An 18,818-nucleotide genomic window follows, 5' to 3' on the forward strand; every position below is an offset into this window, starting at 1 on the left:
GCTGGGACGAATTTTTCAATACCTCTACCACGCTTGCGAACAGCCAGAGAGAAAGATTTATATTGGTCGATTGGTGTACCAATTTAATTTTGCATTGACTATGCTTTAGATAAACTCTAGAAATGGGCTGATACTATGCGTCTTACTAATTATAGTGATTATGCGTTACGAACATTAATATATTTAACGGTGATGCCAACCTCGGAAGCTTTGGCAACGATATCTGACATTGCTGATAGCTATCAGATATCTAAGAGTCATTTGACTAAAATCGTGCATCAACTCGCGCAGCTTGGCTATATAGATAGTGTACGCGGTAAAAGCGGTGGCATTCGACTGGCTATGGCTGCCAAAGACATTAATCTGGGCCAAGTTTTACGTCATACTGAGCCTGACTTTGCCATTGTTCCTTGCTTTGAGAGCAAGTTTCTAGAAGGCAATAGCAGTGATGTTGTAGGTAAAAATGAAAATAGTAGTGTGGACAGTAATGATAATCAAAAGCTACTAACTGAGAAAATAAGGGTTGATCTGATTGATAGTTCGCCCAAAACGATGTGTACCATCAGTCCCTCATGCCAGCTAAAAGGCGTGCTTTATGAAGCCACACAAGCTTTTATTGAAGTGATGGATAATTATACCCTAGCTGATATTACTTTAAATAATAAAGAGCTTCAGAAACTGCTATTTTAAATAGGGTTTGGAGCTGGCTATAACGCATTATGATGGGTAGCCTATTTAACCAACTTACTCACCATCCATACGGCAGCGCCAATTTGAGTGCTTAAGCATGTCTTATTAAGTCTATGCTTCACATGTACTTTCACCATTGATTCTGCAATGTCCAACTTATTAGCAATCATCTTACTACTCAAATCTTCGGCGATCATTTGAATGACTTCCCACTCTCTTGTTGTCAAGAACAACCAAATCAACCTGATTGGCTGCCAAAAAGCCTAAGCATTGCCATTCATCGTTCGCTTCGCCAACCGCTTCCACACTGTTCTCAAGACTTAGCAAATCAGACAAGCCTCGACGTAACATTGGATTATTGTCAAACAATAACTACTTAGCGAGCGAGCCTGCGGTATAAGCAATGCTCCTCTTAACATTCTCGAAAATTGAATTTATATAACTAAGACGTGTTTGATTATCTCATTCTGCGTTACAACACTTGCTATGGCATTAGAGATTACTCTAAAAAGTCTCAATAATAGGACGTGTCATCAATTCAATTAATTATCTTTTAAATGCGCTAAAAATGGCTAGATTTTGCCAAACCGTGTCAAATAGCTGGTTGATATATCAATATTATTTGAGCTAATTCCCTTGTTTAATGGCAACTTGTCTCATGTTTATCACTATTTTTGGAATGAAAGAATAGCCTAGTAAAAGGGAAGTTAAAAATGCTATTATAAGATGTATTTTAAATGAATGTTTAAAGATGGTTATGTAGCTGGCCTATAAACCGTCATTAAATAGATTGAATACAGGTATCAATTAACTTCTCAGACCCTAAAAGAGAGAAATATTATGGCTACTGCACAAACGCTAAAAATTGTTAAAGCAACTGTTCCTGTATTGGAGGAGTATGGTACAAAGATTACCACGGCTTTTTATCAAAATATGTTTAATGAGCATCCAGAGTTATTAGATATTTTTAATGAAACCAATCAAAAGCTAGGTCGTCAACAAACAGCATTGGCAATGACGGTTCTGGCAGCTGCGAAACATCTTGAGCATTTAGAAGTGTTATTACCACAAGTTACCGAAATAAGTCATAAGCATCGTGCTTTGCAAATCCTACCAGAGCATTATCCCATTGTAGGTCAACATCTAATAGGCGCTATCAAACAAGTATTAGGAGAAGCAGCAAATGATGACATCATAGCGGCTTGGACAGAAGCTTATGATGAAATCGCTGACGTCTTTATTGAACTTGAAAAAGGCTTATATGAAGAGGAGATGTGGAAAGGCTTTGCAAGCTTTGAAGTGGTTGAAAAGGTAGCTGTTGCCGCTGATATTGTCGCATTTACTGTTGTACCAACGAAAGATAGCCGAAATGATGGGCAGGATATTGATTTAAGCAAGCTTACTTTAACGGCTGGTCAATATATTACCGTAAAAACTGATCCCCAAGATAGCAATCATCTAGCACTGCGTCATTATTCTTTGAATGGCACCACTACTGATAATGGCATTCAGTTCGCCGTCAAAAGAGATAATCGTGATGGTCATTATGGCTTAGTCTCCAACTATCTACACGACGAGTTACAAGTTGGCGAGACGCTATTACTATCAGCACCAGCGGGCGATTTCGCACTTGATAAAGCGCTAATTCATCAGAACGATATTCCACTAGTACTTATCAGTGCAGGCGTGGGGATTACACCTATTTTAGCGATGTTAGAGACACAAGTAATGGCAAACCCACAGCGTCCTATCATTTGGGCTTACGTTTGTCAGAATAAAGATCATCATGCTTTTGAGGTTCGAGTGAATCAACTGTTAGAAGCAGCGACAACGGTAGAAAAAAATATTTTTTACTTTGATAGTGGACAGCTATTAGACAATAACTTACTGGCTAATTTGCCTAAACCTGCTGATATCTATGTGTGCGGCTCTATGCCATTTATGGAAAGTATGATTAGTGGCTTAACAGCGCTTGAGCATAGCTCTGACAGCGTCCACTACGAACCCTTTGGCCCTAAAATGAGTTTGCAAATAGCCTAATTTTTAGCGATATATTTAAGGTATGTCATCAGACACTTATAGTGGTGATATACCTTAACCCAATAGTTTTTTTATTTTTCTGATAAAAATTTTAGCAGAGTATATGATGCTATCACCGGTAATATGATGACTATTATAGATAAGTTTAATTACATTCAATCGTTCAGTTGATTAATTTTAAATATAACTAAGTCATGTTCTCAATTCAATTGATGCTCGACTAAATGGACTAAAATTGGTTGAGTTTTGTCAAACCGTATCAAATACATGGTTAATATTTTGATATTATTTGCGCTATTTTCCTTGTTTGACGGCAATTTACCTCATTTTTGAAATGAGGACACGCCCTAAGTATCTACCTTGTTTTAAGTAAAATTTGGTCGGTGCTTATTTTATTGCTATTTCGTCCGACTAGTACACTCTGGATTATAAAAATATTGGTTTTAGTGCTAAAATTATCAACCATTATTCTCTCTATAAAAGACACTTATCTAAAGGGTGTCTGAGTCATTGAAATCATTCAATTGCCAAGCATATGGCACATTTGCTAGCCACTGTCTAAAATTTATCGGTAAAAAACTGTTATGATCGTTCGACAAAAACCAAATGCATTCAAGATACTTTTCACCTTACGTGGTTCTGTGATCCCACAAATTTATCCTCAAGTTTTATTCATTACCTTACTCAGTGCAATCATATCAGCGGTTCAACACTCGATTCCAAGCTCTTTTTCTACTTATGGTGCTGTGCCTTTTACTGTGCTTGGCATCGCTTTATCTCTATTTTTAGGCTTTCGCAATAATGCGACTTATCAGCGATGGTGGGAAGCTCGAGGATTATGGGGACAGTTGGTTTTTGACTCTCGCAGTTTAACACGTCAAATAATTTCATTTATCGATGATGAGACGGAAGTTGGGCGTCATACACAGCGATCTATTATCCGCCTTAATATTGCTTTTGTTCACGCGCTACGACATAGACTGCGTAGTACGTCACCATGGGAAGATGTTGAGAGTTTTGTTGAGCCTGATCATCATAACGATATACACCAAGCGCGAAACCTACCTGAGTATCTGCTACGACTGATGGGTAAAAAGTTGGGCTATAGTCGACGTCAAAATTTGTCATCAGATCTTATGATACAGAACATGGACAATACCTTATCTTCGTTGACAGTTGTTTTAGCAGCTTGTGAGCGTATTTATACGACGCCGTTGCCTTTTGCTTATACTTTATTGGTGCATCGAACTACTTATCTATTTTGTTTCCTGTTGCCTTTTGGCTTGGCAAATTCTTTAGGTTGGGCGACTCCCCTAGTGTGTGGTGTCATTGCCTATACATTTTTTGGTCTTGATGCTTTGAGTGAAGAAATAACAGACCCTTTTGGCATAGCTCCTAACAATTTACCACTTACCGCTATATCACGAATTATAGAAATTAATCTATTAGAAGCGTTAGAAGAAACAGATATTCCGTCTGAGATAGCACCAATAGATGGTTATTTTTTACGGTAAGTTATGTTAGAGACGCTGTCTTACCTCAATAAAAGCATTTCTGAGCTATGCTGAATAAACCGTATAAATAAACTTAGTAAACTAACGACTCGATCAGGCGTTTGACAAGACTAGGAACAAGCAAAGCTATAGTACGGAATTCAAAGCAGAAGCGGTTGAGAAATTCAGACAATATAGCTTTAATTGATATTGATCACTAAACTTTTAGTGTTCAATATTCATCAATATGGAATGTAGAAATGCTAGAACCATTACAGATTCAAGATGTATCGACTTGGCTAATTCATGCAGCTGATTATAATAAGCTATGGCATCAATGTGATGATTTTCTACGTACGAAACCACCTCCCGAACTCAGTGAGAATGAAAATAATTATTATAGAAGCCAACGTACTTTACTATTGAACCAAAAGCAAAGCTGCCAACTCACCGCATTAAGACTGACTTATAGTCAGAATCAACTGAATGAATATTCAGAGCATGATTTGATATTAGTGCTCGACCCTGATGAAAAAGGCGTGAATGGAGATGGTATTTTTTATTCACTTTATGCTCGTCAGTATCCAGATAGAAAATGTCATATTCCCTATAGTGCTTTAGTAGAAAACCTAACTACAAAAGAGCTGGTTTTTTTTAATATTTAATTATTTGTTTAATTTGAGAATTATATGGACTTAAGTAATACACTACAGAGCACGCTTGGACTAGTTTTTAATCATTTCACGTATACAGCAATGGCATTAGAGCATAATCCGTATATCTTCTTGGCCATATTGATCTCTGTTATTTTTTTCTTCATACAGGGCGTTCTAGCTCTAAAAACTTCAAATATGGGAGCTAGCAGTACTCTAAAGTTTGCCCCCAGTGTTCTAACCAGTTTAGGTCTATTAGGCACATTTTTTGCTCTCACTACCTCTCTAGTAGGGTTACAGCTAAATAATTCGGGGAATATTAACAATGAAAATTTGTCTGAATTTATTAAAAGTTTAGGTTCGGTTTTTAGTTTTTCTATATTAGGTATAGGCTCTGCAATATTTTTTATGATCGTTAATTTCTGTATATTGGCTCGCAGAAATAATCAAGTTTTAAGTCAAAAAGACAATTATAAAGTTGAAGCACAAAGTCGCCAAACTAAATTGGATGCACTTAACCAGTCCACCTTACAGGAACTAAAAAATCAAAATTACCACCTGAATAATTTAGCTAATATCTCAGCTAAAACCAACCTGCAGAATGATTATTTACAAGAAATAAGTGATCTGACTAAGCGCCAAGATGATGTGAAAAAAGACCAAGCTGAAGAGCAGCAGCAACTATTTAGGACTCTTAGTAGTTCTCTAGATAGAATGTCCATCGCTCTTACCAATATCGAAACTGGCTACGATATGGACAAGCTGGGCGATGTTATTTCCGAAAAAATTGGAGAAGTACTCACAGAACCCTTAGCTAAAATGACTCAGGCATTAGAAAAAAATAATAGTGATGTCATTCATAAGTTATTGGCTGATTTAAAAGAAGATATATTAATACCTATCAAAAATGAAATTGCCGCTACCAATGAGACGACCACTAAAGTTATTGAGGCAGTTGATAAGAGTCAAGTCACTAACACTCAGTTGATTGTAAAACTGGGGGATGTGACTCAGCAGATGGGTAATTTTGTCACAAATACAAATTTACTAGTCAGCGCAATGGCGTCTACAGTAGATCAGATGGAAACGTTACAGCAAAATCAAGATAAAACATTAAAAGAATTCAATACTGATCTACAAGACAATCTTGCTGGTATTCAGCCTGCCATTGAAAAGGGTATGAAAGCTGCTGAAGACGGCATGACAAGCTCAATTACATTAGCAACCACTGCTATGAAAGGTGCAATACAAAGCAGTGTCGAAGAAATATCATCGACAGTCGCTAAAATGGGTGAGTTGCAGGTTACTCAGGACAAAACGCTAACAGACTTTAATATGGGTTTAAAAGAGAACCTTGCAAGTATTCAGCCTGCTATCGAAGAAGGTATGGAGACTGCTAAAAATGGAATGGTAAGTTCGATTACCTTGGCAACAACCGCCATGAATACGGCGATGAGTGGTGTTATTACTCAAATATCTGAAGACGTTGTTGAAAATTTAGGTGGTGTATTAGTCAAATTCGATAGCAATATGAATGGTCATTTAACTCGTATGAACGATGAGCTTTCAGATACAGGGTCACGAGCAGCTGTCTTGATTGATTCTAGTGCCAGTGCATTAAGAGATACTTTAGGTGATATTGATAAGACATTAGATGACTCCTCAAAAAAACTAAAAGACGAATTAGAAGCCTTCAGAACAGAGTATCAATTTAGCCTAGATACCTTCTTCACACAACAGAATGAAGCCCTTGAGCAAACCCTTGGCGTCCAGAATAAGAGATTACAGGAAACGACAGATCAACTCGGTAAGCAGTTTGAAGGTATGGATGAGGCACAACGAAAACTTAATGAAGAATCATTAAAAACTATAGATAGATCACGCGAAGTGTATGGGCCACTCCTGAATCAAATGGCAACCATCGCAACCACTTTGAATAAAGGTCAAAGTACGTTAGTCAAAGACCTACGAGCTATGCAAGATCACACTGATGACATTAATGACGCACTTAAAGAATTAGGGCAGACGATGCCAAAAGAATTTACCAAAGCCTTTGAGACGCTAAATGATGCTTATATTAATAAATTTAACACTAGTAATGCAGTTTTAGAAAAAATGATGAAAGAGATGATTACTGCCTCCGCGGTATTGTTGACTGCCAGTAATAGCATAAATCAAGATGACGAATAAAGGAGCACACACATGCTAATGTATGACGATGAACCTTTAGAGAGTTATGAAGAGGATGCCACCACTTGGATTGCTTTGGCTGATATGATGACAGGATTGATGGCAATATTTTTGGCATTGAGTATTGCTATCTTGTCTATGCAGCAAGATAAAAAAGATGCCATTATTTTGGCAGTGTCGGACAATTTAAAAAAAGCACTAGAAGAGAAGGGTATCCCTGCCAATATTGATAAAAAAACAGGAAGGCTTATTGTTTCAGAAAAAACCAATTTTGGTTATGGAGAGGCTACGCTTAAGGACGAGGGTAAACAAAGCCTCGATATTATTATGCCAGTCTATGCCAAAGCTATATTTGGATTGACTCTGGAGCAACAAAGTAGGATTGATCGTATTGTCATTGAAGGTCACACCGATAGAGTTGGTAGCTATACCTCAAATATGACCTTAAGTAGTCAGCGTGCAAACGCTATCTTGGCACACGTCGACAGCATGCCAGAATTTGCTTATAAACAACAATTTTTACAGAAGCTGACGGCCGTTGGACGTGGCGAAAATGATGCCAGCACCCCAGATGAAGTCGCCAATCCAGATGATAGAAACGTGGTCATACGGTTTGAGTTCAAAGAAGGCGATGACCAAGAGACTTCTTTAAAAGCTCCAGAAGATACAGTTGAGAAACTGAATCAAATGACCTCAGCACCACAAATATGAGTAACTGTTCGCTATGAAAAAAAGTATGTCTGTTAATTTTATTGCCGACTTTTCTCACATTAATGCTGACACCATGAAATCATTAATTCATCAGAGCTTGTTTGATAACATGCCCTGGCAAACATTGGATCTGAGTGTTTTGCAAGAAGTGGATATCGATGCTGATCTTAAAAAACGTGCCGAGCAAAAATTTGATACTTTAAAAATAAACCAGACCAGTGCCTTTAGTGTTATTGATGTACTGGCATTAGTGATCATCGAAAATGAAGAATGGAAAAATAAAGCCATTGCTAAAACTGTCACTAATAATTGGTGGCTATCTGCTCTAGAGATGGAGGATCAACAGGCACTATATGCCAGCTTAGTATTGGTACTGCAATATCAGCGAAACCCTGAGTTGTATGAGAAATTTGCTAATATATATGCCTTAAAAGCACTAATAGGAATGTTATTAGCAGATGATAGTTATAAGTGGCAAGACAATATGCTTAAGCTTTCAGTGAAAGCCTTATTGTCTCAGCAACCTAGCCATTTTGCTACAGTAGCATTAGAAAACCATATTACAGTTCATCAACTGTTATCCAAGCATAAACTGCCAGTGAGTACGGATTTTGAAAGTAAAGCAAATGAAGAGTGGCTTGCTCTATATCTAAAACTGACAGAAAAACAACTATCTTCCTATAGCCGCGCCATTAACCCTTATCTCAAGCGTCGGTCCGATATACATTCTGCCGTCAGTCGTGCTGAATCGATTTTTAGTAATCGTTACTTTAAAACAGATTTATCGACACTCGAAAAGCAAACGCACAAATTTACGGATATTCATATATGGCTAAAAGAGTGGAATAAAAATCCTGCATTCAAGCAATTATTAGGTAAAGAATATCAACAGATTCTGCGTTGCTGGCTGGGGGCAGGAAACTATTACCAATTAGAAAAAGCGGTGAGGTACATCGCGCAAGTCAACGATGAAGATATTGAAAGTAATCGTAGTATCTCTATCAACCGCTATATATTTTGGACAAACTACCAGCAGCATATTATCGATTATTGGTTATTGATTCCTAGTAATCAACAAGCTAAGTACCAACCTATATTTGCCACTGCTAACATTAAATTGGTGAGTAAGGAGTCCACCTTAAATTACTCTAGTTCAATGATTGCAGAAAATGTAGCTTCGGTACCAACAGTCTTACTTAAGTTTGATGATTATTACTTTATTCAGCCTTTAGTTAACACAGGAGGGAAAGCTGACTTAGTGATGACGAGCAGTGTGGCGCTCCTAGATAGCGCATTACAACCTAATGAAATAGAAAGCCATGTTTTTAATAACATTGAACTCAATCTTATCCATGATCATATGTTTTTGTGGCAACGAGATATGGCAATGTGCCTGAAAGAGAGTTTTAAAATCATTATGGGTAATCCTAATAGGTTTGTGTACACGCCTACTTTTGGTGATAGCTTTATCAATCCAAGTAAGAATATAGACCATAAAGGACGATTAGAAAATATAGAGCGTTGGTATAAATACTCTCGTCACAAAGATGAGTTGGATAAATATGCTATTAGCTACCAAAAGCGTCATGTACGGCATGGATGATTGAACCACTCTAGGATTGTAGTGGTCAACTAATCTAGGACACCTGATAAGAGATTTTTATTAAAGTAGCGTTTCTCTTTTTCAGCTGGTGTTAGATAATTATTGAAAGTATGCGGTCTCACGGTTTGATAATAGCCCCCAATATAGTCAGTAATGGCGGTTGATGCTTCATCGATATTCTCATAACCACCTTTTGGTATCCATTCTGTTTTAAGGCTTCTAAAGAATCGTTCTGTTGGGGCATTATCCCAACAGTTTCCGCGACGGCTCATACTTTGCGTTATGCCATTACAACTGGCCACGGATTCAGCGAATGTCTTACTGGTGTGGGTACCTTGATCAGAGTGAAACAACACGCCACTTGGCTTTAAGCGAGTCTGATACGCCATCTGCAACGCCTTAGCGGTCAGTGCGCTATCAGGGGAATCTGATACAGAAAAGCCAACAATACGACGGGCATACAAGTCTAAAGTAACGGCTAGGTAGCACCAGCCGCCTTTGATGCGAATATAGGTCACATCACCTGTCCAAACTTGATTGGGTGCTGTTGGGCTAAAGTTATGGTTCAATAGGTTTCCATGGATTTTATGCGTGTTATCAGCGTGCTTATATTTATGCATTTTTATTTGACGACTTTGAAGTCCCATCTGCGCCATGAGTTTACCTGCTATATAACGAGTCAGCTTGATGCCATGTTCATTCATCATGATGGCGGCAATGCTACGAGCACCTGCTGAGTGCTTTGAATCGTTGAATATTTGACGTATTAAGGCTCTAGTTTTGACGGCTTCAAGGCTAATTGGCTTGGGCTTTAGTCCATAGTAGTAACTACTCTTCATCACGCCAAACAGCTTGCACAGAAGGCTTTTATTGACCTGCTTGTCTTGCTCTGCAAGCTGACTGATTAACGATAGCCGTTCAGGCTGTCCAAGGCCAGCAGAGCAGAAGCCTTTTTTAGTATGTCTCGCTCCATAGTCAGCCGTTTAACCTGTTTACGCAGTTCTTGGAGCTCTCGCTGCTCATCTGTTAAGGCGTTGCCGACTTTAGGTGCTTAGCCATTTATTTCTTGACGGTACTGAGTCAGCCATTTCTGCAGAGTGGATTTACCAACGCCCAGTGAGTTTGCCACATCGGGTATTTTACGTTTGTGTTCAACGACTAAGCTGATGGCTTCTAATTTGAATTCTCGAGTATATTGATTGCGTTTGTTGGTCATACTGTTTTCCTCTTTAGGTTAGTATAAACCTCTTATGCGCTGTCCAAGTTTATTATGCCACTACAGCCGGCGTAAGGTGAAAGAGATGCTTCAAGTCTTTAATGAAAAGGTTAATAGCTCTAAAAGTGAGATTCGTTTTACTTTTAAGCAAAAAAAGAATTTCTATAAGTACTTAAGTACTATGTGTCAGATACTACCAAGTAAGCATTGGCGCGTTAATATCAGCTGCCTTAAGTCAGAGCCTTATCTCAATGAGAAGAATAAAAATGTATATCGCTCCATTGTTGATAAATCAGCTAAGCTCAAAAAAATAGAAGAGTTTGAAAAGGACATGCCTGAATTCGAAGGTGACCTAATTTATTTAGACACTTACAACGGCTATTCATTAACACTTATTAGTCCGCTACAGAAAAAGGGTAAGGCAAAATTATCTTCTGCTTTGATGAGTTATGTTTTGCATTTTTTGCTGATTATTGATGATTTGTCTGATTGATACATCCTAAGTTTAGTTGTACAGTTTTTCCACCACAGCTCACAATTGTTTCCACAACGCACACATAGAGAGCTTTTGGGGCGTATTGAGGAATGAATTAGCATATTACTGAGACTATAAAACGAGGTTTACAGCCATTAACGATATCATCTGATAAATTGAGCTTCACTACAAACAGACGAGGATTCAAAAGGGTTTAGCCTATAAATCACCAAGACAAGTGTGGTTTTATTATTATCGTCAAGCTGCGTAAATAAAATCTCCCAAGTTTAGGTCTACGAGATTGACGACAGGGGTCAAATTGCGTGTAGCAGATGTTGTAAGAGCAACAGGTATGAGTAAATCAACACTTCATAAGCTATACAATGAAGAGTCATCAAGAATTGACTTCAATACCATCGACCAGTTATGTGAGTTTTTAGATGTGCAGGTGGGTGACTTATTTATTTATAAGCCAAATAATAAAGATGATGAAGAGTCTTGAGGATCTACAAAATTGAAAAAGATGCGCAGAGGAATAAGTGGTAGAGCCTTATATATGACGTTTCAAGGCCTAAAATTAAGGTTGGGGTTATTTTTAAAACTTAATTTTTCATGATTTGGTCACGTTTTGGTCACGCTATGAGCTCAATATACAAAAGCAGTAAAAAAGGAAAAGCGATGTTAAAAAAATATTTCTTAGCATCACTTTTTATAAATATAAGAATAATAAGTTGGGGTCAATTACGAAATCAGTGTTTATAGCGTGGGCACGAAATGGTCACGTTTTGGTCACGGTGCTGATTTTTGAGCTTTTAATATATTAGATAAACTTAGCAATTAGAGTGAATAGCTAATACTGGAAAACTCTGTAGCCCTTAAAAATCGGACAAAAAAAAGCCTCACTGTTAAGTGAGGCTTTTTAAATATTTGGAGCGGGAAAAGAGATTCGAACTCTCGACCCCAACCTTGGCAAGGTTATGCTCTACCACTGAGCTATTCCCGCTAAATCATCTGATAAACAATCTATCGTCTAGATGATGACGAGGTATTATACGCAGTTTTTTTTATGTGTCAACACTTATGACGAAAAAAAATAAACTTAGTAAAACAGGCATGTCATCTGGCCCTTGATATATGTTATAACAGTTTATTATATTATGTATTCCAAAAGCTTTAATAGGAATAAATAAGCTGGAATACCTTTTATAATACTTTAATTATATAAACAGTATTAACCCCTATAATAATGAGTCATAAGGATAAAGGAATGAGCCAACAATATACCATCGCTGATTATCTGTTTGATCGTATCGCGGAAGCGGGTGCGACTGAAATATTCGGTGTCCCTGGTGATTTTAACTTAACTTTTTTGGATAATATTGTCGCCTCCGATAAGCTGCGCTGGGTGGGTAACACCAATGAGCTCAATGCAGGCTATGCTGCCGATGGCTACGCACGCGAGCGTGGGTTTGCCGCGATGGTGACAACGTTTGGGGTGGGGGAGTTGTCCGCTATCAACGCCACTGCAGGTTCTTTTGCTGAATATGCGCCTGTATTGCACGTAGTAGGTGCACCAAATACTGCATTGCAAGACTCAAAAAGCCGCATCCATCATACCCTTGGTGATGGCATATTTAACCATTTTATCAAGATGGTGGAGCCTGTGACAGTCGCGCGGGCACAGATTACGCCAGAAAATGCCGCATCAGAGATCGACCGTGTGATTCGTTTGGTGCTCAAAAAGCATCGCCCAGGTTATTTATTATTATCGCCCGATGTAGCGCGTCAACCCATTTATCCACCAACGACCAAGCTTGATGACAGCCAAGAAGACATCACCAGTCAAGCCGCGTTGGCAGATTTCAAAAAAGCACTGATAGAATTTTTACCAAATAAAACCACGACGCTGATGGCAGATCTGATGGTGCACCGTTTAGGATTGCAAAATCAGCTAAAAGCACTGATTGCGGATACCAATATTCCTTATACAACGCTGTCGTGGGGCAAAACGCTACTTGATGAAAACAGCAATCGCTGGGCAGGAACCTATGCTGGTGTGGCATCACGGCCTATCGTCAAAGACGCCGTAGAAAACTGTGAATGTTTGATAAAAATTGGTGTGCAATATACCGATACGACCACAGCAGGATTTAGCCAAGACATTGATGAAAATGTGGTGGTTGATCTGCATTATGAGCGTGCGTCTGTCAGTGGTCAGAATTTTGCTCCAATTGCTTTAAAAGACGCCTTGCAAGCACTACATGAAGTCATGACTTCAGGTATTGAGATTGTGCCAAAGCAGTTTTGTAAAGAGGTAAAACCACATGAGCAAAATGGCAAAGACGACGAAGCCATTCGCCAAGATGACCTCTGGCATATTATTGCGGATCATTTAGACCATAATAATTTGGTGTTTTCTGATCAAGGAACCGCGTATTTTGGGATCAGTGATGTGCGTTTACCAGAAGGGGTGACCTCTTATGGACAACCAATGTGGGGCTCAATTGGTTACACGTTGCCTGCCAGCTTAGGCGGTGCGATTGCTTCACCAGATAAACGCAGTGTCCTACTGATCGGTGATGGTTCCGCCTTATTGACAGTGCAAGAAATCGCCGTGATGATTCAAGAATGTATCAATCCAGTCATTGTGCTGGTGAATAATGATGGCTATACCGTCGAACGAGCGATCCATGGTGAAAACCAGCACTACAATGATATTCCCAAATGTAACTGGCAGCTGATGCCACAAGCCTTTGGTGCCACAGAAGACAACAGTTTGGTGCTGAAGGTAGAAACTGCTGGTGAGTTAAAATCTGCTCTCATCAAGGCTGCCGAGACCACGAATAAGTTGGTTATGATAGAAGTGATAGCAGATAAGCACGATATCCCGCCATTGCTGGCTGATATTAGCGCGGCGCTAAAACCAAAAGCCGATTAAAAGCTGGTAATCGCTTTAATTATAAAATAAAAACCCCCATTTGGTTATAAGACTGAATGGGGGTTTTTTGATTATTTTTACAATGCGGGTCAACTAAGTCGATATGCCCCTTATGTCAGTTTGCATACTCTAGTATCATGGCAATTCGGCTATTTCAGCCCTTGGCACTTAACAGGAGATGACCCACCATGATTTGGCTAAAAATGCTTATTGGTGCTGTGATGGTATTGGTGATTCAATTATTTGCACAAACCCGCTTTTTTTATTTGGCAGCACTTGCGCCACTTTTCCCCACCTTTGCTTTAATCAGTCACTTTATCGTTGGTACTGAGCGTAGCCAAGCTGATTTAAAGGTTGCGTTGATTTTTAGTATATTGGGGGTCATACCGCATCTTGTTTATACGCTTGTGGTCTTCGTAGGTATTAACTACATCAGCTTATACAAAGCATTAATGCTAGGGGTCGTCGCTTGGATCATCGCTGCCGCTATTTTGGTACTAACGTGGCAATATATTCAGTCTTAACTTAACAACAATCAATACAGTGCCATTAAATTAAACAGTGCCATTAATTTGTATTTTGATCAACGCAGAGTCATTGCTAAATCACAGCGCACCAAACAGAGTAGAAAAAAGTATATAAATCTGAGATAGATAATTTCTCAAAATCTGGTTGCAAGTGTTATTCTTAAGGACACTCTAAAATAATAATAAAATTTTTGATAGTGGGATACAAACCCTACTGTCACCTTGGTATTAAGACGCGAAAATGATCGGTCGCAAAATAAAGCGGATCTGATTGTAATAATTCAACGCATTATAATTTATAAAAATAGGGCTTAAAAAAATGGATACCTTAAATATCCTATATCTCGTAGGGGCATTGTTGATTTTTGCCAGTATCATGGCAAGCACTTTATCAGCAAGATTAGGCGTACCCCTGCTACTGTTATTTTTAATAGTGGGGATGTTGGCTGGTGAGCAAGGCATTTTGGGTATAGAGTTTTCCCAGTATGGACTTGCCAATTTTGTTGGACAAGCTGCCTTAGCGTGTATTTTGCTAGATGGTGGTTTGCGTACTTCTTTTAAATCGTTTCGAGTTGGCCTCAAGCCTGCGATTACCCTAGCGACTTGGGGCGTACTGGTGACGGTAGTAGTATTGGGGATATTTGTCACTTGGTTGCTCGATGTTGATTGGCGCTTTGGTCTTTTGATGGCAGCCATCGTGGGCTCAACCGATGCGGCAGCTGTTTTTTCTTTATTACGTAATGGCGGTGTTAAGCTCAATGATCGTGTTCAAGCCACGCTTGAATTAGAGTCTGGTGCTAACGATCCTTTGGCGATTCTTTTAGTCACAGGTTTGATTGCCCTAAATGTCGATCCCGCAGGTCAGACAGCCATTGGCTTTTTGTTGCTGTTGTTACAGCAGTTAGGGTTCGGTTTAGGGATGGGCTTGCTGTTCGGCTTTTTACTGGCGCGCTTATTGCCCAAGTTGCATTTGGCAGAAGGGATGTATGCCATCTTGATACTGTCAGCAGGCTTGGCAGTCTTTGCCGCAACCAATCTGCTTGGTGGTAGTGGCTTTTTGGCTGTTTATTTGACTGGTGTATTGATTGGCAATCACAAAGTGCGTTCAACAGAGCATGTCATGCGAGTGATGGACAGCTTTGCGTGGTTGTCGCAAGCAGTACTCTTTGTGGTGTTAGGTCTATTGGCTACTCCATCCAACGTCATTAATGTCTGGCACTATTCAGTAGCGATTACCGCCTTTATGATTCTGATCGCGCGTCCGATTGCTGTCTATACCAGTGTCAAACCTTTTAAATTTAAAGATAGAGAAATTGGTTTTATCTCTTGGGTGGGTTTGCGCGGTGCGGTGCCTATTACCCTTGCGCTTTTGCCTGTTATGGCAGGAATAGATAATGCCTTTATGCTATTTGACATTGCTTTTGGGGTGGTGGTTCTGTCCTTGATTTTGCAAGGCATGACCATTCCTTTTATGGCAAATCTCTTTAGAGTCCGTATTCCGACCAATAAAGATCCAAAAGAAGAGCTTGAGGTGTGGGTATCAGATAAAGCGAGTATTACTCTGTATGAATTTGAGGTTCAATCAGGGGCATTCGCTATTGGTCGTCATCCGATGGATGTCTCTCGCCGCATTAGTCCTGATGAAATCAGCGTGTTTGCATTGTTGCGTAAACAAGAAATCGTCGTTGTAGATGAAAGTACGAAGTTAAAATTTGGTGATAGCGTGTGGTACGCCATGCGCGGCAATCATGCCAGCAAAATTGCCAATATTTTTAATGACACAACGCTCGATCGCAAGGTCATTGATGACTTTTATGGCGATTGGCTATTATCACCCAGTGTCAAACTCGGCGATTTGCCATTTTTCACTGACATCATGGAATCTGAAACGCTTGTAGAAAGCTTAAAATCTCAAGCGGATCATGTCGAGCAAGAGGATGAAACGTTTCAAAAAAGTATGTGGGATCAAACCGTCGCTGAGTATGTCAAAGGGAGTTTGGGTACCGCGCCAGTCTCAGGTGATACCGTAGCAATTAGTGAAGAGTGGGCATTGGTCATCAAGGAAGTGGATGACAAAGGCAAGCTAAGAACCATTGGTCTCAAACATACGGAAGTACCAGCAACGATATAGCAACTGCTTATAGCAGATGTATCATTTTACTCAAAAAATCTGCGACTTGTTTATGCAGATTTTCTCGATAAGCCCAGTGATGCTTGACATCGTAACTCGCTTCATTGGGCAGTAAGATTTTCATCAAGCCCATTTCTTCATAACGCGTCGCCAAATCGTGGGGTAAGTAACCGACATGGTGACCTGCAAGAATCAGCTGCGCGGTCGCCTCCATGTGGTAAGTGGTGGCACTCAACGTCTTAGGGCGAATGTGATTGATACTATGATCAGTCGCATAGCCTCTTTTGATCCATGGATAGTCTTGTTCCAACTCATGAAATGTCAGCGTATCTGCCTCATAAAACAAGCGATGCGTGTGACCACAGCAAACCACTTGTTTTTCGATAAAAGCTGGCTGAAAAGTCAGTAAAGGCGGAAAACTGCCAAAATATCCTACCCCAATATCACTCTCATTGCCCAACAGCTTATCCAGCATGTTTTCAGGGCTTTGCACATCGATAGAAAAATGTATCAATGGATTGGTGCGATAGCTACCAGCAAGGCATTGCCTGAGTGCATCATAAAAAAACGTAGGCATTTGATCTGTTAAACACAGTCGAATATGACCGCCACGGACAGAATCTAATTGCCGAATATAGTGTAGCTGATGCTGAAAGCTGGCAACCGCTTCCGTGAAGCTCAAGCAAGCCTCGTAGACTGCCGCGCCATCTTCTGTCAGCTTGAATCCTCCTCGACCACGATGACAGAGTGTCATGCCCAAACGATCTTCTAAGTGCGTTAAATGACCACTAATCACTGAAGGCGTCACGTTCAAACGCGTTTGAGCGGCTGTCACTCCTTGACATTCTACAATGGCCATAAAGCTACGCAGGGTTTTGATGTCTATTTTTATCAGTTCATCTAGCATTGATAATAGCGCCTTATCACATCATGTTTTGGTTGCATAAACTTCTAATAATAACGGCTAAATCCAATTTACTACGAAAAACCAGAAGTTTACTTCTGAATTTTACCATGGTCTACCGTCTATTATTTAGGTATTGTCGAGACATACAACAAATTGTCTATCTCGAAAGATTGCCTATTTCGAAAACCTGAACAAGGATGTGCTTTATGAAATTTAATCAACCATTGAGTGGCAATGATATGCCAAGATTTGGCGGTTTTGCCTCTATGATGCGCCTGCCAACACAAGCGGATGCGGAAGGGCTAGATGTTGCTTTTGTGGGTGTCCCTTTAGATATTGGCGCATCAAATCGCAGTGGTGCCCGCTTAGGCCCAAGACAGATTCGCGATGAATCACGCATGATTCGTCCTTATAACGTAGCCACGCGTGCTGCGCCCTTTGAATCCTTACAAGTCGCTGATATTGGCGATGTGCCTATCAATACGTTTAACCTCCTAAAAAGCGTCGATATCATCGAAAAATTCTATTCTGAAAAAATCGTCAAGCATGGCGCTGTTCCATTGACACTAGGCGGCGATCATACCATTGCACTGCCTATCTTGCGGGCGCTTGCTAAAAAACATGGTCCAGTTGGCATGGTACATATCGATGCCCATGCCGATATCAACGATGATATGTTTGGTGAAAAAATTGCCCACGGCACACCGTTTCGCCGCGCTGTTGAAGAGAACCTCATTGACGGCAACCGTGTGGTACAGATTGGTTTACGCGGTACAGGCTATAGTGCCGAAGAGTTTGACTGGTCAACCCAGCAAGGATTCCGAGTTGTACCGGCTGAAGAGTGCTGGTACAAGTCGCTTGCGCCTTTGATGGCAGAAGTACGCGAAAAGCTGGGTGACGGTCCTGTTTATTTAAGCTTCGACATCGATGGTATTGATCCCGCGTTTGCCCCAGGCACCGGAACGGCTGAAATTGGTGGTTTGACATCCACTCAAGGTATCGAAATCATTCGCGGTATGCGTGGTCTTGATGTGGTGGGCGGCGATTTGGTGGAAGTATCACCGCCTTATGATCCTTTTGGAAACACTTCGGTGCTGGCAGCAAACTTACTGTTTGAGATGCTATGTATCTTACCGGGTGTGCGCTATGACGATAAGGTTAAAGCCGTTTATTAATCATAACTTGTGATAGAGGCAGTAAATGGCCGCTTATAAGTAGTTAAATTGTCGTTCGGCTATATCGCT

At 39.9% G+C, this 18,818-nt stretch carries 18 protein-coding genes, 1 tRNA gene and 1 pseudogene; 14 read left to right on the forward strand and 6 right to left on the reverse strand.

Going from position 1 to position 18,818, the window contains the following annotated elements:
- The first annotated feature begins 135 nt into the window (after positions 1 to 135).
- On the forward strand, positions 136 to 690 hold the full coding sequence (locus tag CIK80_RS13150; RefSeq protein ID WP_062844853.1) for an Rrf2 family transcriptional regulator: 555 nt from the start codon (positions 136 to 138) through the stop codon (positions 688 to 690).
- Between the two features lie 41 nt (positions 691 to 731).
- Here CIK80_RS13150 and CIK80_RS15585 read toward each other — a convergent pair whose 3' ends face one another.
- Both CIK80_RS15585 and CIK80_RS15590 read right to left on the reverse strand, forming a co-directional pair.
- A complete protein-coding gene (locus CIK80_RS15585) occupies positions 732 to 887 on the reverse strand; it encodes a LuxR C-terminal-related transcriptional regulator (RefSeq protein WP_323053120.1) in 156 nt (51 codons plus the stop codon).
- Positions 865 to 1,026, reverse strand: coding sequence for a hypothetical protein (locus CIK80_RS15590; RefSeq protein WP_320157667.1), 162 nt, complete (start codon positions 1,024 to 1,026; stop codon positions 865 to 867). Before CIK80_RS15590 ends, CIK80_RS15585 begins: the two co-directional genes overlap by 23 nt.
- 504 nt (positions 1,027 to 1,530) lie before the next feature.
- Here CIK80_RS15590 and CIK80_RS13160 point away from each other — a divergent pair.
- From CIK80_RS13160 to CIK80_RS13185, 6 genes are all read left to right on the forward strand, one after another.
- A complete protein-coding gene (locus CIK80_RS13160; RefSeq protein ID WP_095570339.1) occupies positions 1,531 to 2,730 on the forward strand; it encodes a globin domain-containing protein in 1,200 nt (399 codons plus the stop codon).
- Positions 2,731 to 3,314: 584 nt separating this feature from the next.
- Positions 3,315 to 4,244: a bestrophin family ion channel gene (locus CIK80_RS13165; protein ID WP_095570340.1), complete on the forward strand. Its 930-nt coding sequence runs from the start codon at positions 3,315 to 3,317 to the stop codon at positions 4,242 to 4,244.
- A gap of 239 nt (positions 4,245 to 4,483) precedes the next feature.
- Positions 4,484 to 4,888, forward strand: coding sequence for a hypothetical protein (locus CIK80_RS13170; RefSeq protein WP_095570341.1), 405 nt, complete (start codon positions 4,484 to 4,486; stop codon positions 4,886 to 4,888).
- A 24-nt stretch (positions 4,889 to 4,912) separates the two neighbouring features.
- Positions 4,913 to 7,066 carry a hypothetical protein gene (locus CIK80_RS13175; protein WP_095570342.1) on the forward strand — a complete coding sequence of 718 codons (2,154 nt, stop codon included), beginning with the start codon at positions 4,913 to 4,915 and terminating at the stop codon, positions 7,064 to 7,066.
- Between the two features lie 12 nt (positions 7,067 to 7,078).
- Positions 7,079 to 7,777, forward strand: coding sequence for an OmpA family protein (locus tag CIK80_RS13180; protein ID WP_095570343.1), 699 nt, complete (start codon positions 7,079 to 7,081; stop codon positions 7,775 to 7,777).
- Positions 7,778 to 7,802: 25 nt separating this feature from the next.
- Positions 7,803 to 9,380, forward strand: a complete 1,578-nt coding sequence (locus tag CIK80_RS13185) for a hypothetical protein (RefSeq protein WP_102094037.1) — start codon at positions 7,803 to 7,805, stop codon at positions 9,378 to 9,380.
- A 29-nt stretch (positions 9,381 to 9,409) separates the two neighbouring features.
- On the opposite strand, the gene CIK80_RS13190 is transcribed toward CIK80_RS13185, so the two are convergent.
- Positions 9,410 to 10,285 (reverse strand): IS3 family transposase, encoded by an 876-nt coding sequence (locus CIK80_RS13190; protein ID WP_143516800.1) that lies wholly within the window; start codon positions 10,283 to 10,285, stop codon positions 9,410 to 9,412.
- A gap of 146 nt (positions 10,286 to 10,431) precedes the next feature.
- Entirely contained in the window at positions 10,432 to 10,596 is a 165-nt protein-coding gene (locus tag CIK80_RS13195; protein WP_095570346.1) for a transposase, read from the reverse strand.
- An 85-nt stretch (positions 10,597 to 10,681) separates the two neighbouring features.
- Here CIK80_RS13195 and CIK80_RS13200 point away from each other — a divergent pair, with 85 nt between their 5' ends.
- From CIK80_RS13200 to CIK80_RS13205, 3 genes and pseudogenes are all read left to right on the forward strand, one after another.
- A complete protein-coding gene (locus CIK80_RS13200) occupies positions 10,682 to 11,089 on the forward strand; it encodes a hypothetical protein (protein WP_095570347.1) in 408 nt (135 codons plus the stop codon).
- Between the two features lie 43 nt (positions 11,090 to 11,132).
- Positions 11,133 to 11,342, forward strand: a pseudogene (locus CIK80_RS15255) (IS3 family transposase); the annotation flags it as partial.
- A gap of 30 nt (positions 11,343 to 11,372) precedes the next feature.
- A complete protein-coding gene (locus CIK80_RS13205; RefSeq protein WP_095570348.1) occupies positions 11,373 to 11,573 on the forward strand; it encodes a helix-turn-helix transcriptional regulator in 201 nt (66 codons plus the stop codon).
- 426 nt (positions 11,574 to 11,999) lie between these two features.
- On the opposite strand, the gene CIK80_RS13210 is transcribed toward CIK80_RS13205, so the two are convergent.
- Positions 12,000 to 12,074, reverse strand: a tRNA-Gly gene (locus CIK80_RS13210).
- Positions 12,075 to 12,338: 264 nt separating this feature from the next.
- Between CIK80_RS13210 and CIK80_RS13215 the strand changes: the two genes are divergently transcribed.
- The 3 genes from CIK80_RS13215 to CIK80_RS13225 all read left to right on the forward strand — a co-directional run bounded on the left by CIK80_RS13215 (position 12,339) and on the right by CIK80_RS13225 (position 16,667).
- Positions 12,339 to 14,009, forward strand: a complete 1,671-nt coding sequence (locus CIK80_RS13215) for a thiamine pyrophosphate-binding protein (RefSeq protein ID WP_095570349.1) — start codon at positions 12,339 to 12,341, stop codon at positions 14,007 to 14,009.
- A 188-nt stretch (positions 14,010 to 14,197) separates the two neighbouring features.
- Positions 14,198 to 14,533, forward strand: a complete 336-nt coding sequence (locus CIK80_RS13220) for a GlpM family protein (RefSeq protein ID WP_062844816.1) — start codon at positions 14,198 to 14,200, stop codon at positions 14,531 to 14,533.
- A gap of 322 nt (positions 14,534 to 14,855) precedes the next feature.
- Positions 14,856 to 16,667, forward strand: a complete 1,812-nt coding sequence (locus CIK80_RS13225) for a potassium/proton antiporter (RefSeq protein ID WP_062844815.1) — start codon at positions 14,856 to 14,858, stop codon at positions 16,665 to 16,667.
- 7 nt (positions 16,668 to 16,674) lie between these two features.
- On the opposite strand, the gene CIK80_RS13230 is transcribed toward CIK80_RS13225, so the two are convergent.
- Positions 16,675 to 17,574, reverse strand: coding sequence for a LysR family transcriptional regulator (locus CIK80_RS13230; RefSeq protein WP_062844814.1), 900 nt, complete (start codon positions 17,572 to 17,574; stop codon positions 16,675 to 16,677).
- Positions 17,575 to 17,780: 206 nt separating this feature from the next.
- Here CIK80_RS13230 and speB point away from each other — a divergent pair, with 206 nt between their 5' ends.
- Positions 17,781 to 18,749, forward strand: coding sequence for an agmatinase (gene speB / locus CIK80_RS13235; protein ID WP_087040004.1), 969 nt, complete (start codon positions 17,781 to 17,783; stop codon positions 18,747 to 18,749).
- Positions 18,750 to 18,818: the final 69 nt, after the last annotated feature.

It is taken from the genome of Psychrobacter sp. JB193, assembly GCF_002285555.1.
Taxonomy (GTDB): Bacteria; Pseudomonadota; Gammaproteobacteria; order Pseudomonadales; family Moraxellaceae; genus Psychrobacter; species Psychrobacter alimentarius.

What these genes read in the sequence shown, in the direction of transcription:
- CIK80_RS13185 (WP_102094037.1), top strand. Translation starts at nt 7,803, where the DNA reads ATGTCTGTTAATTTTATTGCCGACTTTTCTCACATTAATGCTGACACC.
- CIK80_RS13230 (WP_062844814.1), bottom strand. Translation starts at nt 17,574, where the DNA reads ATGCTAGATGAACTGATAAAAATAGACATCAAAACCCTGCGTAGCTTT.
- CIK80_RS13165 (WP_095570340.1), top strand. Translation starts at nt 3,315, where the DNA reads ATGATCGTTCGACAAAAACCAAATGCATTCAAGATACTTTTCACCTTA.
- CIK80_RS13225 (WP_062844815.1), top strand. Translation starts at nt 14,856, where the DNA reads ATGGATACCTTAAATATCCTATATCTCGTAGGGGCATTGTTGATTTTT.
- speB (WP_087040004.1), top strand. Translation starts at nt 17,781, where the DNA reads ATGAAATTTAATCAACCATTGAGTGGCAATGATATGCCAAGATTTGGC.
- CIK80_RS13200 (WP_095570347.1), top strand. Translation starts at nt 10,682, where the DNA reads ATGCTTCAAGTCTTTAATGAAAAGGTTAATAGCTCTAAAAGTGAGATT.
- CIK80_RS15585 (WP_323053120.1), bottom strand. Translation starts at nt 887, where the DNA reads ATGATCGCCGAAGATTTGAGTAGTAAGATGATTGCTAATAAGTTGGAC.
- CIK80_RS13195 (WP_095570346.1), bottom strand. Translation starts at nt 10,596, where the DNA reads ATGACCAACAAACGCAATCAATATACTCGAGAATTCAAATTAGAAGCC.
- CIK80_RS13220 (WP_062844816.1), top strand. Translation starts at nt 14,198, where the DNA reads ATGATTTGGCTAAAAATGCTTATTGGTGCTGTGATGGTATTGGTGATT.
- CIK80_RS13215 (WP_095570349.1), top strand. Translation starts at nt 12,339, where the DNA reads ATGAGCCAACAATATACCATCGCTGATTATCTGTTTGATCGTATCGCG.
- CIK80_RS13150 (WP_062844853.1), top strand. Translation starts at nt 136, where the DNA reads ATGCGTCTTACTAATTATAGTGATTATGCGTTACGAACATTAATATAT.
- CIK80_RS13180 (WP_095570343.1), top strand. Translation starts at nt 7,079, where the DNA reads ATGCTAATGTATGACGATGAACCTTTAGAGAGTTATGAAGAGGATGCC.
- CIK80_RS13175 (WP_095570342.1), top strand. Translation starts at nt 4,913, where the DNA reads ATGGACTTAAGTAATACACTACAGAGCACGCTTGGACTAGTTTTTAAT.
- CIK80_RS13170 (WP_095570341.1), top strand. Translation starts at nt 4,484, where the DNA reads ATGCTAGAACCATTACAGATTCAAGATGTATCGACTTGGCTAATTCAT.
- CIK80_RS13160 (WP_095570339.1), top strand. Translation starts at nt 1,531, where the DNA reads ATGGCTACTGCACAAACGCTAAAAATTGTTAAAGCAACTGTTCCTGTA.